Origin of the sequence: Pseudolactococcus piscium, assembly GCF_002441695.1 — a bacterium.
GTDB classification, from domain to species: domain Bacteria; phylum Bacillota; class Bacilli; order Lactobacillales; family Streptococcaceae; genus Pseudolactococcus; species Pseudolactococcus piscium.
In genome coordinates this window covers 1-13,689 of record NZ_JXJW01000001.1, presented here as the reverse complement: position 1 = coordinate 13,689, position 13,689 = coordinate 1, and the positions used below count along the sequence as shown (strand labels likewise).

The 13,689-nt window shown below is 33.8% G+C and carries 14 protein-coding genes and 1 pseudogene; 3 read left to right on the top strand and 12 right to left on the bottom strand.

Annotated features, from left to right (window positions below):
• Positions 1–146: 146 nt before the first annotated feature.
• The 5 genes from RU86_RS00060 to gloA all read right to left on the bottom strand — a co-directional run bounded on the left by RU86_RS00060 (position 147) and on the right by gloA (position 5,643).
• A complete protein-coding gene (locus RU86_RS00060) occupies positions 147–668 on the bottom strand; it encodes a hypothetical protein (protein WP_096813452.1) in 522 nt (173 codons plus the stop codon).
• Positions 669–852: 184 nt separating this feature from the next.
• A complete protein-coding gene (locus RU86_RS11965; protein ID WP_489752603.1) occupies positions 853–1,041 on the bottom strand; it encodes a biotin transporter BioY in 189 nt (62 codons plus the stop codon).
• A 248-nt stretch (positions 1,042–1,289) separates the two neighbouring features.
• Positions 1,290–4,172, bottom strand: coding sequence for a putative mucin/carbohydrate-binding domain-containing protein (locus RU86_RS00050; protein ID WP_096813450.1), 2,883 nt, complete (start codon positions 4,170–4,172; stop codon positions 1,290–1,292).
• Between the two features lie 315 nt (positions 4,173–4,487).
• Positions 4,488–5,117, bottom strand: a complete 630-nt coding sequence (locus RU86_RS00045) for an MBL fold metallo-hydrolase (protein WP_096813449.1) — start codon at positions 5,115–5,117, stop codon at positions 4,488–4,490.
• Between the two features lie 157 nt (positions 5,118–5,274).
• Entirely contained in the window at positions 5,275–5,643 is a 369-nt protein-coding gene (gene gloA / locus RU86_RS00040) for a lactoylglutathione lyase (protein WP_096813448.1), read from the bottom strand.
• A 523-nt stretch (positions 5,644–6,166) separates the two neighbouring features.
• Here gloA and RU86_RS00035 point away from each other — a divergent pair.
• A complete protein-coding gene (locus RU86_RS00035) occupies positions 6,167–6,457 on the top strand; it encodes a hypothetical protein (RefSeq protein WP_096813447.1) in 291 nt (96 codons plus the stop codon).
• A gap of 185 nt (positions 6,458–6,642) precedes the next feature.
• On the opposite strand, the gene RU86_RS00030 is transcribed toward RU86_RS00035, so the two are convergent.
• From RU86_RS00030 to RU86_RS00010, 7 genes are all read right to left on the bottom strand, one after another.
• Entirely contained in the window at positions 6,643–7,491 is an 849-nt protein-coding gene (locus RU86_RS00030; RefSeq protein ID WP_096813446.1) for a Nif3-like dinuclear metal center hexameric protein, read from the bottom strand.
• Between the two features lie 13 nt (positions 7,492–7,504).
• On the bottom strand, positions 7,505–8,905 hold the full coding sequence (locus tag RU86_RS00025) for a PTS transporter subunit EIIC (protein WP_096813445.1): 1,401 nt from the start codon (positions 8,903–8,905) through the stop codon (positions 7,505–7,507).
• Between the two features lie 89 nt (positions 8,906–8,994).
• The gene (locus RU86_RS00020) at positions 8,995–9,639 is read right to left on the bottom strand and encodes a PRD domain-containing protein (protein ID WP_245810440.1); all 645 of its coding nucleotides are present in this window, start codon (positions 9,637–9,639) and stop codon (positions 8,995–8,997) included.
• A gap of 71 nt (positions 9,640–9,710) precedes the next feature.
• Complete coding sequence (locus tag RU86_RS12275; RefSeq protein WP_245810439.1) at positions 9,711–9,824, bottom strand: CAT RNA binding domain-containing protein; 114 nt, start codon at positions 9,822–9,824, stop codon at positions 9,711–9,713.
• A 785-nt stretch (positions 9,825–10,609) separates the two neighbouring features.
• Complete coding sequence (locus RU86_RS00015) at positions 10,610–11,128, bottom strand: DNA/RNA non-specific endonuclease (protein ID WP_179296156.1); 519 nt, start codon at positions 11,126–11,128, stop codon at positions 10,610–10,612.
• Between the two features lie 757 nt (positions 11,129–11,885).
• Positions 11,886–12,041 carry a hypothetical protein gene (locus tag RU86_RS11960; RefSeq protein WP_179296155.1) on the bottom strand — a complete coding sequence of 52 codons (156 nt, stop codon included), beginning with the start codon at positions 12,039–12,041 and terminating at the stop codon, positions 11,886–11,888.
• Between the two features lie 222 nt (positions 12,042–12,263).
• Positions 12,264–12,611 carry a hypothetical protein gene (locus tag RU86_RS00010; protein WP_143468071.1) on the bottom strand — a complete coding sequence of 116 codons (348 nt, stop codon included), beginning with the start codon at positions 12,609–12,611 and terminating at the stop codon, positions 12,264–12,266.
• Positions 12,612–12,916: 305 nt separating this feature from the next.
• Between RU86_RS00010 and RU86_RS00005 the strand changes: the two genes are divergently transcribed.
• Both RU86_RS00005 and RU86_RS12270 read left to right on the top strand, forming a co-directional pair.
• Positions 12,917–13,354 (top strand): site-specific integrase, encoded by a 438-nt coding sequence (locus tag RU86_RS00005; RefSeq protein WP_245810438.1) that lies wholly within the window; start codon positions 12,917–12,919, stop codon positions 13,352–13,354.
• Positions 13,318–13,533, top strand: a pseudogene (locus RU86_RS12270) (site-specific integrase); the annotation flags it as partial. The gene RU86_RS00005 and the pseudogene RU86_RS12270, both read left to right, overlap by 37 nt.
• Positions 13,534–13,689 lie beyond the last annotated feature (156 nt).

Here is a 13,689-nt window from a genome sequence, read left to right as displayed (position 1 = left end):
TCATAATCGATATATCTTGAGATACCCATACCAGATAGCTAATCGTGTCATCATAGGTTATTTATCCGTCTAACGGCATACAAAAAAAGCAAGTACTACGGTACTCACTTTTAAAGCTTGCTTGCACATCAGTCACTTTTGCAACATTAACCGATAGCGTTTGTATCTTCCTGTGTGATCATGAGATTCACTAGTTCAGTTTTATCAGGTTTTAGATAGATAATCTGAATTTTCACATCTGGGAATATTCCTTTAGTCGAATCAATAACTGGTTTTAATCCCTTAACCAAAGTCGGTTTTAAAGCAGCAGCATCGATAGCAACAGCTGGATCTTGCGCATAGGTATAAGTATAGACGATAGTATCCCCTTCACCTCTTGTGATTGTCATATCAGAATAAGTATCACCAAATTGTTTTTTCAACTGAGGAATTTGTGACTGAGCAGCTTCAATCATCAAATCAAATTGATTAGCTTTACCTGTTTTTTTAGCAGAAGATGATTCTGTTGTTTTCTTTTCTTCAGACGACTTAGACGATTTTTTGACAACTTCAGATTTTTCTGAACTAGATGATGATTTAGATGATTCTGTAGCTGCTTTACTACTACAAGCGGATAAACCGACCAGTAAAGTTGTAGCAAAAACGAGCATTAGCAATTTTTTCTTCATAAGTTCTCCCCTGTTTTAAATCCTAATTAAATCCCTATTGATATATAATTAATTATAACAAATTTATCGAAAATTACAACTAATTATAGACATTTACAAAAAGAACTTAGTCATTTCATGATACAAGCTTCCGCCACTTTTTTATCGCAAGACCATACTTCAAAATGATGATCAACGCTTACCTTTAAATAAATAGGGTCATTACCCCATACTTTATCCATAAAAAGGTGCCATATTTTTTACCTAGAAAACCACCAGTCATCATAATTAACATGTTTTGTAGTACAAATGGCACGCCGATAGCTGGAACCGGTATGGCAATCATACCAGATATAATGTTTAAAACTAAAAACATAGCGACTCTAGTGATCATCTTCGTCGCTATTTTACTGTCATTTTTTTCATGCAACTTCTCCTATGCGCCCTAAATTTGATTTATTCCCTATAGTTGCAAACTTTAAACTTCAATTTAGTTTACATTTAAATGTAGTATTATATTTTTTGAGAATAGACAAACTTTTATTCGTAAATGATGAGACTATTTTTAAAATGCCCTATAACACTTTGAATAGGTTTTATGGAAAAAGCAAAAAAAGCTGTCCTAAGACGAGCTCTTTACCCTTAATTACTAGCTTTACGTTTATGATTAATATCATATAAGCTAACAATGATAAGTAGCAAACCTAGTATCACTGCTAGGTAAGTTTTCTTCTCACCTGTTTTAGGCAAGAGTTTAACCTGTTTCTTTTCTTTAGCAAGAGCTTGACTAGAGGCAACTGAATGCGGCACTTCAGGTGATTTTTTTGTAGTTGCGGTTGCTTGGTTTGTTTCCTTAACTATCACTTTAGCTGTACTCGCAGCACCAGCATATGTGTAGGTTACTGTGTAGGTACCCACTTTGCTAGTATCTAGACCTTTAGGTGTATAAGTTAACGCCCCAGACTTGACAGCATCAGCAAATGTATAGGTCTCGTTATCTTTTATCAACTCGACGACATGCATTTCAGGATCCCATATCTCCCCTTGTATTAAAACAGCATCCTTTAATAATAACTTGTTTTTAGGGAGGATTGGGTCAGGTTGCTTTTTATAAATAAAGGTATGACTGGTTGGGTCAAGTTGATAGGCTAGGTCAACCTCTGGTGTCTCTTCTGAAAATGCATAACCTGATATTGCTTTAGCTTGAAGTTTTCTAGTTTCACCAAAACGTCCTACTTGAACATCTGGTGGAGAAATCACCGTACCTTTGTCATCGAGGTAGCGAATCGTCATCTGACCAGGTTTCAGATTTAGAAGATCTTGATGGTCCACTAATAATTGATCTCGATCTACTTGTGGTAAAGCTAGAATTGCCACAATAATCTGATCTTTTTCAGGTGATCCTTTGAGGGCACTGAGGGCAGGATCTTGTTTCAACTGCTCGATTGCCGTCAAAATTTTATCTACTGCGACTGTTGCTGATGACGTCCCATCTTGGTTAACTAATTGACCATTTTTAACCAGAAGTACATTCGTCTTAGTTGCTGGATTGATTAAGCCAGCAGTTGAGCCACGCAATCGATTTTTTGTTTCAGCATGAAAAATTTTAATTTGATAACCTTCTTTTAGTGGTAACTCTACTTTTTCTGGTTTGACATCCGTGCCTTCTATCATCTTTTCATAAATCTGTTTACCTGCTTCATCAAAGACTTGTATGGATGCATAAAGTTCGCCAGCATAATAAAGATGTGGTCGCTCCAAAAAGACATCAACAGTCATCTTTTGTCTTTGAAAATCGGTTTTCAAATAAGCAAAGTCATACTGTATCCCTTTAAAAGCAATTACTTCATCAAATAGTTGACTACCTGCTAGCTCCGTAAAGATTGCAGTTGTCTCGTTCTGCGCATCCCGTACATAGCCATAGTAATTGTTGATTATGTACCGTTTTGCCGTTTCCGGAAAGACCATCGTATAAATGCCATTTTTCAGATCTGGCACCAGCAAATCAGGTGACTCAATAACAACTTCTTTTACGATTTCTTGCCCATTTTTCAATTGTAATGTCTTACCTTTTAATTGGGCAAACTCATCAATCTTAAGGTGAATGCTCAATCCCCCACCTGGTAACTGCAAGCCTGCTATATCTTGATTTGTTACCAAATTAAATTGGGAATCTATCAATAATTTATCGCTCAAAAAGCTGACCGCAGCATCTAGATTTGATTTGGGCACAACATCGATCAAAGAAGCAACACCTGGATAGTCATTCCCTCGGTTTATCGTAGGCTGTCTTGAAGCAGTCAATGATAACCCCCATTTAGTAAAAACTGGGCTATAATCTTTTTTCGTTTGACTGCTATAATATAAAGTAAACAAATCAGGAAGTGACAAATTTTGAATCGCTGTGTCACCATTATTAATTGCTTCTCTATAGAAAACATTTAACTTGGTCCAATTCTCTTTCCCAACACTTTGTGTTAAATCTGTTAGTAAAATCAAACGTCGGCGTAAATCGACACCTGCATAGCCTTGTCCATTATTTACCAGCGCATCATATAAAGATGCTTCGACAGCCTGTTTCTTGTTGTAGTTATACAGCCATGATTTTTTATCTCCATCAGCTTTTCCTCTGTGCTCGTATGTGAATAGCACCGCTAAAAGATTGTTAGCTACTTCTCCAGTATACATGCCTTTATTCCCATAAGCTGGCTGGTAGGCATGACCCAGCTCATGTAAGGTCCCCCAATTCCATTTGGTCATCCACATATTGACGACTGTTGGCTCACCATTTGCCGAATAATTATCACTATAAAAGGCACCCACTCCGGAACCGACACCGCCATCTGCTTTCAGAAAAAAGCGATTTTCTGGCGTTTTATTAATCCCTTGCGACGCTGTCAATCCCATCAACCCATCATAATAGTTGATAATGCTGTCTTGATAGCTAATATAATCTGCTAAAGAGGTGAAATCTGATAATTTTTTTATCTTGTTTTTTTCAGCACTTGGTATGAGGAGTTGAAATTTATCACTTTTAATCAGGCCGAATGCTGCATTACTAGCATCCCATTCTGAAAAGAACGCCGTTTCACTCTTTTTTTGATCATAAATAGGTAGGCTAGTAGATGAGCCCTCAATCTCATACTCTATTGCTGCATTTTTTTCCCCATAAGGTGTATTGATAAAGGGGACAACACTAGATGTGGTTGTGACAGTCTGCCAATCATTTGTGACTGTAACACTCTTTTCTAATTTTCTATCATTTGCCAATAACCAAAGTGATAAGCTTTTATAGCCATCTGCATGACTTGATTTTCTAATCTTGATCGTCGCACCTGCGTTTAAGACCACACCTAAATCTTGACGATCATGGTACTTTGCACGTGACATCCCCGTCTTAAATACCCATGTGGGTTCTTCTAAACTCGTAATTTCTTGGGATTTAACTTCTGCTTGTACAGGTTGACCTGCAAAAAGTAGGCTAAAAAAAACGACGATCGGTGCTAAACTTATTTTTTTGTTCATAAAAATCCTCTTTCATTACCAACAATGTTATTATACTAACAATTTAATTATAATTCAAGTATTTTGACAGTTTAATTTTTATGCGCTGGAAATAATTAGACGACACCTTAACCTGCATTTTTCCTATTTTCAAAACCTAAAATTAATTTAGTCAGTTACGCATTGGTATATCATTACAAAATTTATTAGCAGCTATCAAATACATAAAAAAAACAAGCAGACTTGCTACTTGCTTCACTACTCATCTTATTAGTAACAGTCGTCGAACAGACGAAACATTATTGATAGTTAAGGCGGCTATATTTTCAGCTGAGGTTAATTAAAAAAAGGATTCGTGTCTTTTTCTTTACCAATCGTTGTTGCTTCCCGGTGTCCTGGAAAAACTCTGAATTGATCAGGTAATGTGAAAAGCTCTGTCTTGATCCCATTTAGCAGAACTTCTTTGTCTCCAAAAGGGAGATCAGTTATGCCGATACTACCACTGAATAGTGCATCTCCCGTGATGACAAAGTCATCAAATATAAAACTCATGCTACCGGGAGAATGACCAGGTGTCGGAACAACCTTGAAAGTCATATCCCCTAAGGTGTACCTTTGATACTTTTCAAATTCGTATTCAGCAGGTCGACAAATAACATCGGCAATCCCCTTATTTCTAGGTAGTCCAGATAAATTCAATACCGGATTTGTTAGCCAACTTTGTTCGATTGAACTGATATATACAGGCACCTTGTACTGTCTACGAACTGCTTCTAAGGCGCCTATGTGATCATGATGCGCATGTGTTAGTAAGATAGCTATCGGTTTTGCTTGTGTCCGACTGATTTCTGCTTTGATGACATCGGCATTATCTCCAGGATCAACGATTAACACCGCATGATCATTATAGATAAGATAACAGTTTTCTTTTAGAGGGCCTGTGATGATCTGTTTTACTTGTATCATAAAAAATCTCCTAACACGATTTAACTATCTTAAAACAGGCATATGCTATGACTAGCATGCCTGTTTTGCTAATTCATTATCTAACCTAAATATAGCTTAGTAAAGCGCTTAGACATGGCTAAGCGCTTGTATTCAACCTACTGAAAGTCACCGTTTCTTATCTAATGACTTCAACTTTGTAGCCATCAGGATCCGTAATAAAATAATAGGCTGGTGGCTCACCAGGTAAATTTTTCAAGTCAGTCACGTCGAATCCCGCTGCTTTATGGGTTTGATGTAATCCCTCAAGATCATCAGTAGAGATTGCGATATGACCGTAACCATTTCCTAACTCATAGCCTTCTGAATCATAGTTATAAGTTAACTCTAGTTCATAGTCATCTCCTGGTAGGGTTAAATAAACTAAAGTAAATTTATATTCAGGGAAATCTCTGCGACTACTTTCTTCAAAACCAAATGATTTGCTATAGAATTCAAGAGACGCAGCTAAATCTTTGACCCTTACACAGGTATGTGCCATTTTCATGTTTAAACTATCCTTTCATCGTGTACCAATTATTGTGATGTTTACTGTCATGAGATGACTTGATATCATCCTAAAATAGCAGACTGATTACTTGTAATAAATCACGTCAAGCGTAACCTTACGAAAATTCGTAAGTATAAGTTTATCTTATTCATATTTGGTTGTCAACTTATTGGTTTGTTGATGATATAAAGAGATACATTACGGAAAATCATGTCTTGAAGCTTAACTTTGAGGAAGTTATTCAGTATATTTAAAATACAGGCATGACGTATCTCAAGTCCTAAAAAAATAGCGCAAAATTTGTATTTAAAAGATATGTCATCATTTATTACGTTTATTATCTGTTTAAGTTTGAGAAAAGATGAATTTATTAGTATAATTAGATGTAAAGAGGTCTGATTTATGGGAAAATTCCTATTTGAAAGTATAAACTTACCCATTTTAACTAATAGATGAGAACAGGTGAGTCAATTCGGACAGCTATTACTTACATCTTATTGTTACTTTAAAAGGAGAAATCATGAATAATGAACGAGACGCATACATCAATGATGTATTGAATTCACCAGAAGAATTGAAGATAATAATGAAAGCTCATGTTGAAAATGATAATGATGATGAAAAGTATGGTGTCGTATCAATTGTCTTTATTTCCATAGATCATCAGTTAATCCATGACAAATTTTTAGAGCTAGTCACGACTAATGAGGATAATAGTTTTTATTTTCTCTATAGTTGTGACTTAAACACTAATTTATTAGCACTAGATCATTATCCGTCAATCCGAATTGATAAAGCTGATTTATCATAATGTATCGTTTAGTATTTACCGATTAAAACAATATGACGGATTACCTTTAAAATGACCTATAAAACATAAGAGAAGCTGTCCAAAGACAACTTCTCTTATGTTTAGAAAAGGCAAACTATGAGGCGTTTTCAGGGTTAAATAATATGTAGCTATCTCTCTCATTACTACGTAACTACATGCTTTATTTATTTGGTAATATAGTCAAATGTATCTCCAGATTTAACAAAGCTAACATCAAGCGCTTCTGTGATAGATGTTGGCAGATAATTGATAAGATAGGCCATACCTGGCTCTTCTAGATTAAAGTGACCCACGGAAAAGACGACTTTGGGTCTACCGAGTTGAGACGAGTCTATTATATATTCGCTCACAGTAAAATCTATAATCTCTAGTGCAATTAAGGCATCAATTTTCTCTTCCTCCATATCCATGATCAGACTTAAATCATACTCAAAACCTAATATATGAAAAGGAATTCTGATATGTCTAACGCGCGTTTCAGGATCACCAATGATTCTCAAACCATTTAGATTTAATTTCTCAATCAGGTGTTTAGCGATCTCATTAACAGAGTAGTCAGGGAGTTTAAAATTCAAGTGATCATCATACTTTTTGATGAGAAACTCATCCCAAGCTAAACTCTTCATAACACCATAAAATATACCATCTACGATATTGCCATCAACATTGAACCCCGAATGAATAAAATCGTGATTTCGCCAGACGACTATTTTATGTTCAGCCAATAATGCACTTTTTTTCTTATAAATTTCATTTTGTTCTAAAACACTACCAACATTACCACGATTCCAAAACATAGACTCATGACAAATGATTAGATTTGCGCCCTGCTCAATCGCTTGATGAATCACCGCTACAGAGGCAAAGCAAGTTACAACAATCCCAGTACACGCTATATTTTCGTCCCCAAATAAAACCTTATCTCTCGTCGTATGTTCATCAATTTTATTGCCATCTTGGTCAATACCTGTATAAAGTGCTTTTACTTGTGCAATAACATCTGATACTATCATTTTTTCTCTCCAGCTAATTTCTTTGTTCTTCAGTCAGCTTAATGACTGTCATCGCGATAAAACTGACAACAAATGAGACGACTACTGAAATGACTAAGAACAAATAGTTCATCTTTGAGCCACCGAAAAATGCGGCTAATCCATATACGCCACTTGATGGATTTAGGACATGTGCTTTTAAACCTAAAAATCCGACGATTAACCCAGCAATAAACCCACCAAGAATTTGTGCATACAATGCTTGTTTATATCTCGCAAATAAGCCATATAATAAAGGTTCACCAACACCACCAAGAAACCAAGTGAACAAATAGCTTATCGTTGTTGATTTTTTATCCCGATTTTTAAATTGGAACACACAAGCTACTGCTACACCCACACAAGTCCAACTACTGACAAGCATCGCTGGCATTAAAAAGCTATCAAACCCATTTTGAGCAAATGTCATAAATAAGAAGGCAATCAAAATTGTATGCATACCTGTCATGACTAATAAACTAAACGATGCAGCAACTACAGCTACACCTAGAGGACCAATCGTTGCATGCAACCAAATTAAGCCATTGCCAATATAAGTTCCTAAAAAGCCACCCAGTGGTCCTAAGACACCTAGTGCAAGTGGTAGCATAACGAGGAGTGTGCCAAAGGGGACACCAAAGGTTTTCAAGGTATTTGGCGTTATTCTTTTGAAAAATGATTCTACATAAGACATAACCCAAACAATTAAGACCATGGGAAGTACTGTTGATGTGTAATTTTGAAGAATAATAGGTAGGCCATAAACGCTAAATTTACCACCATCATGAATTAACTGGATTAAATAGGGATGAATCATAATCGTCCCTAAGAGTAAGCCCATTACTTCACTCGTACCAAATCTTTTTGCAGCCGTATAGCCAACAAATACTGGTAGGAAATAGAATCCAGCATCCCCAACAAATGTAAATAAATTGTATAAATCACTTGTTTTGCTAAACCAGCCAAGCAACTGCGGACCAAAAACTGCGGCTACCGTTTTTGAAAAACCAGCACATAAGAGAATGGGAATCAAAGGCGTCATACATGATGCGAGCGCGCCCATTACATTATCTAAAATCTGAGAAGGCCCTTTTTTTACTGACTTCTCTTTTTTCTCGTATGATGCTACTGACGCGTCATCACTTTTATTTTCTTTGACGATTTTTTTTGCTTCAAGATAGACTTCACTAACTTCTGGCCCAATGATGACTTGATACTGACCTCCTTTGTTGACAACACCTACTACTTCGGTTAGCTTTTTCAAGGCTACGTCATCAGCCTTTGTTACGTCTTTTAGAATAAATCGCAATCGAGTCATGCAGTGCGTGTAAGATACGATGTTACTCTCGCCACCTACATTGTCTATGATCTCTTTTGCTAATTTTGCGTAATTCATGTTCAAATCCTCCAATTTTTAGTTGCGATGAACATGGTCAAGCCAGCCGAACTGTCACCTTCCAATTAAAAAATAATAATCCTCCTTGATTAATTTGTGGTTAATCGAATCACATGTATCATCAGAAACAAGCGTTCTCCAGCAATCTCTTTTTTGTATTTATCAGATAAAACCGATACTATTTTTGTAACTAATTCCCCTTGTTTAGGGTATTCCTTAAAGAGTAACTTAAGCATGTTATCTTCTTTATGACTATTTAGTGCTTCATTTTGTATGATTCTCTGCAATAAATATCTTAAATGGAGTACAAATCTTGCATAGTCTAATGAATCTTCAATCAATGCTATGCCCTTAAATTCGTTTGTGATTAAGTGCATAACTGAATCAATCGTTCTGGTAATATTCACAGTCTCTTGCAAGTCCAAATTCATCTCAGAGTTAACAATATGTATGGCAATAAAATTCGCCTCATCACTTGGAATTTTGAGATCTAAATGCCTTGATAATAAGCTAACTGCACTTTTAGCCAAGCCATATTCTTCTGGATAAAGTGCTCGAACATTCCATAGCAAAGAACTATCAAACACAATCCCCATACTTATGCGTTCCAATAGGTTTGAGATATGATCTGTAAGTGTCACGTATATTTTATCGTTAATTTTTTTATTGGTATTTCTTTTAATATCATCAATCATCTTTTCAGATATCAAAATGATATCCTCAGGCGTGTTCATAATCACCTCTTGATACAACCCTATGGTTTCATTTGTTTCTAACCTAAAAATTTTTTCAACTTTAGCTTCTTCTACATATCTCCTGCTTTTTTCGAAAAAGCAATCCCTTTTCCCTTTATAATGATTTCTTCATTATTTTCTTCACAAATAATTGTATTGTTATTCAATACTCTTTTTATAATCATAGGGCTATACAACGCTTATTTGTACAACAGGGTACGTTCCAGCTGATTGTACCAGGTCAAGTCGTGCTTCTTTATATCTGCCACGCCTACTTATCAATACTAATTTTATATCTACAGAAAATTGATCATGCATCTTTACAGCCATTCCCTTTCCTAAAAAAACAAAAAAACCAATCTACTCAAGGTCCTCAAAAGACATTGGTAAATCGGTCATGCTTAGCCAAACTAATCACATTCCTTAATTACACCTTAATAATATCACAAGATTTTCTTAATGTCAACGCTTTCTTTTTAGAGAAATCCTTATGTTTTCAAATGAAATTGAGGTAAGACGATATTGGCAGATCCAAGTACTCGCTACACTATCAACGGCTAGCCGTAGTTTGACATGATTCTAGAAAATCTAATTATCTAGTCTACTGGATGGACTATAATTATAGTCCCTTAGGATGGGTCAATATTGTTTAGCAACGGACCTTTACAGTATTACGTATCTGCCCTCTCAAATTCCAAAACAAAAAAGCCAGTAAACATAGTGTTTAACTAGCTCTGTTTTATTAACCTACAGAACCTTCCATCAGATTTTTTAATCCCCTATGAATAGCAATAAGCTTTAAACATATATTTTATCATTTCATTTTTATTAAACAGAATGAATGATATTCAACTAAAATTAACTAAATGCCATTTAGTTTGGCATTAACTTTTTGAAGAGCTATTTCAGAAATTAATCTATCTTATTGATTCAATTAATATGTAACACCTGTTTTAAATCTTTTTATTTGTTAAACATTGAATATTTCTACCTTAACAGGAATAACATTAGAATTTAAAGGTACAATTATAATCTCTATTTTTTTTACCCTTTGAGATTGAACTTCATGTACTAATTCAACTCGATAAAATACACTTGTACTACTTGCCTTAATAAAATTTTTTACAACTTTTTCAACATGATTCATTATCGCTCTGTTTAGAGTTCGCGTTCCAGCAAAAAGATTAACTTGTTGATTAGTACCTCCTAAACATCTTGCTATTAAATGGCAAGAGTCATCCGTTTCTTTAATGCAAATAATTTCATTCCTTATTTTCTTTTTAACATTACTTTTTGTCCCTCCAATCGAAATATCTTGAAGTTTGATTATTTTTGATGATTCTTGATTCTTAACTTTCAAATTTCCTATATTACCAGTTTGAATAACATTTATATACTTTTGGTAATCAGTTAATTTTACATTATCAATTTGGTAATTAAGATTAGCATTTCCTATACTTCTAGTTATTTCTTGTTTAAAATCAAACATTTTCAATTCTCCTTTTATAATAATCATATACTAAAAATAAAAATTATCAATACATACAGTGTTTTTAATTCTAAAAACAGAATATACAGTTAAATATTATATATTTTTTAATTTTTAGTTTAAAAAGATTAGTCTGTTCTAGAATTGATAAAATAACATTTTAAATAAAATAAAGACCTCATAATTTTTGTATAGAAAAGTTTTACCATTTCACAAGCTAAAAATCAAAAAATATTATCACAAGTATGCTATAAATGAATGACTAAGAAACTCCCTGGGTAGAAATGAAGAGAAATTAAAATAATGGTACGTATATATAATATTGCCTCATGGATTCAGATACAGCCAATCAGTATTATTATAAAAATTTTGTGTTAAAACCTTAAAGCTACTTACAACATAAAAATATAAAAACAACTATAGATATTTACATACACATATCAGAAGAATGTAAGCTTGGCCAATTTTAAAAATTGATGCTTTTTCTTCTTCAGAGACAACCAAACCAATCGAAACAAAAAAAGCGTCAAGAAAACTGATTTAAAAACATTCCTGACACTCGATATTCGATTAAATCACTACCTCTTCCATTAGCTTTTTTATCTATCACTAAGTAGTAATAAGCATAAAACTCAGAAATTAATTTTCTTATTACTCTTATTTATTAATTCTAAAACATTTATCAATTTCAGTAACTAATGTATTTGATTTCATATTGATTTGATACACGGGATAGAGCTAGTTCTTTTTTATTCAATTACTTCAAGTAACAAAGTTTTCCATCCTTTGCGACAATCTCTATATCTTTGTCAAACACTTCTTCAAGAGGTGCTAATTGTAATTTTGTATCAACTGTTTGCTTGATAATTATTTTTTCAATATTTTCGTCAAGTAATTTATATTTCCAATTCATATTAAATAGACCTTGTACTTCACCTACCGCTCTTTCGAAACAATACTTTTTAATTCGGTGGTTAACTAAGTCTATTCCCTAATTTTTTGTTTGAATTTTATGACATAACTTTAATTTTAATAAGCTTTCATTTGATTGTTTCAAATAGCCATTGAACATCTAATAACACATCTCGGCATTAACAGCACATTTATTCAGTGAATACATCAACTTGTTTACCTCTTATAACAAAGAAACAAGAACTATTTGATAGCTAAGTAACATGCTCAACTCATTTATCTTCTCCAAATACGTCTTAAAATCTAGTTGCTCATTGTTTTGGAAAAAAGCATCAATCGTGATATTAACCTGTTGCAAGAGTTGTGTCACTTTTCCTTCTATAGCTTCTAAAGAATGTAACTGCCTGTTTCTCAGTTCCTCATTCTCTAATATATGAGAACTAAATTTACTTATTTTACCTACTCTCGTGTTTAATGAAAATATTTTCGACTTAAATTCTCTTTGTTCAAAATTCCCTATCTCAATGAGATTTTTATTCATAGACTCTAGCTTATCATTTACTTCAGACATATAGTATTGTCCAACAACCAAATAGACGACATTCATAACGTTCGAAACACCATCTGCAACTTGAAAACCTCTGCTTAATTATGATGGATCTACATTAATATAATTGGTTTGACCAGCAATACTTTTTCATTCGAATAAAAACCGCGAACAGCCCCCCTCCATCTCCTTTGATTTAGATAAGGTTTCACCACTTGGTATAACAACTCGATGTACCTCACCAATAGATTTTATTTCTTTTTTCGTAACGGTTTTAGCTACAATATCAGTTAGGGCAGATACCATATCTGTAATTCTCGCTAAAACATTTGAATCACACTAAAGAACAATTAAGAACGTTTTTTGAGTACTTAGAAAGCCACACAGAGGATTCAAGCAGAACTAGCACTAAAATTTTAACTTTTTTAAGAATTTTAGCCTTTACTGATATGAGAAAATCTGAGGTGCTTGCTTTGCAATGGAAAGATATTGATATTTTCAATCAAAATCTAACAATCGGTAAAACTCTTGCTATGAAAGAATATAACCAAATCATCATTCAGGAGCCAAAAACAATTAGTTCTCAAAGAAAAATTGCTCCTGGTACCAAAACTATTAAGTTTCTCGAACAATGGCGTTATAATCAAAAAAATGGTATTTTAAGCTTGGCTATAATACTTCTAAAGAATCACAATTTCTTTTTACTAATAAATTTAATGAATTATATTACCCACAAGCTACGAATGACTGGCTTTATAGCATCTTAGAAAAGTTTAATTTACCTAAAATTACTTTACATGGTTTTAGACATACTCACGCTAGTTTACTTTTTGAATCTGGTGCTAGTATCATAGAAGTACAGGAACGTCTAGGACATAAAGATATAAAAACAACCATGAATATTTATACTCATGTAACACCTGAAAAGGTAAGGGAAACTGGATAAAGATTCTCAAAATATGCTAATTTTTAGTAAATGGTACTTAAAATAGCATTTAACGATAATTTCAAACAAGAAAAAAGAGCCCAAAGCATTGATTTAACAATGTTTTGGAACTCTTTTTAATAATTAACGGCTCTTTGTCAAATTGTGTGGGAAATA

Bases quoted from the DNA above. Each gene is read 5' to 3' on its own strand.
- RU86_RS00010 (WP_143468071.1), bottom strand. From the start codon at position 12,611: ATGTCTGAAGTAAATGATAAGCTAGAGTCTATGAATAAAAATCTCATT.
- RU86_RS00035 (WP_096813447.1), top strand. From the start codon at position 6,167: ATGAATAATGAACGAGACGCATACATCAATGATGTATTGAATTCACCA.
- RU86_RS00025 (WP_096813445.1), bottom strand. From the start codon at position 8,905: ATGAATTACGCAAAATTAGCAAAAGAGATCATAGACAATGTAGGTGGC.
- RU86_RS00020 (WP_245810440.1), bottom strand. From the start codon at position 9,639: ATGAACACGCCTGAGGATATCATTTTGATATCTGAAAAGATGATTGAT.
- gloA (WP_096813448.1), bottom strand. From the start codon at position 5,643: ATGAAAATGGCACATACCTGTGTAAGGGTCAAAGATTTAGCTGCGTCT.
- RU86_RS00060 (WP_096813452.1), bottom strand. From the start codon at position 668: ATGAAGAAAAAATTGCTAATGCTCGTTTTTGCTACAACTTTACTGGTC.
- RU86_RS00050 (WP_096813450.1), bottom strand. From the start codon at position 4,172: ATGAACAAAAAAATAAGTTTAGCACCGATCGTCGTTTTTTTTAGCCTA.
- RU86_RS00030 (WP_096813446.1), bottom strand. From the start codon at position 7,491: ATGATAGTATCAGATGTTATTGCACAAGTAAAAGCACTTTATACAGGT.
- RU86_RS11960 (WP_179296155.1), bottom strand. From the start codon at position 12,041: ATGAATTGGAAATATAAATTACTTGACGAAAATATTGAAAAAATAATT.
- RU86_RS00015 (WP_179296156.1), bottom strand. From the start codon at position 11,128: ATGTTTGATTTTAAACAAGAAATAACTAGAAGTATAGGAAATGCTAAT.
- RU86_RS00045 (WP_096813449.1), bottom strand. From the start codon at position 5,117: ATGATACAAGTAAAACAGATCATCACAGGCCCTCTAAAAGAAAACTGT.
- RU86_RS12275 (WP_245810439.1), bottom strand. From the start codon at position 9,824: ATGATTATAAAAAGAGTATTGAATAACAATACAATTATTTGTGAAGAA.
- RU86_RS11965 (WP_489752603.1), bottom strand. From the start codon at position 1,041: ATGATCACTAGAGTCGCTATGTTTTTAGTTTTAAACATTATATCTGGT.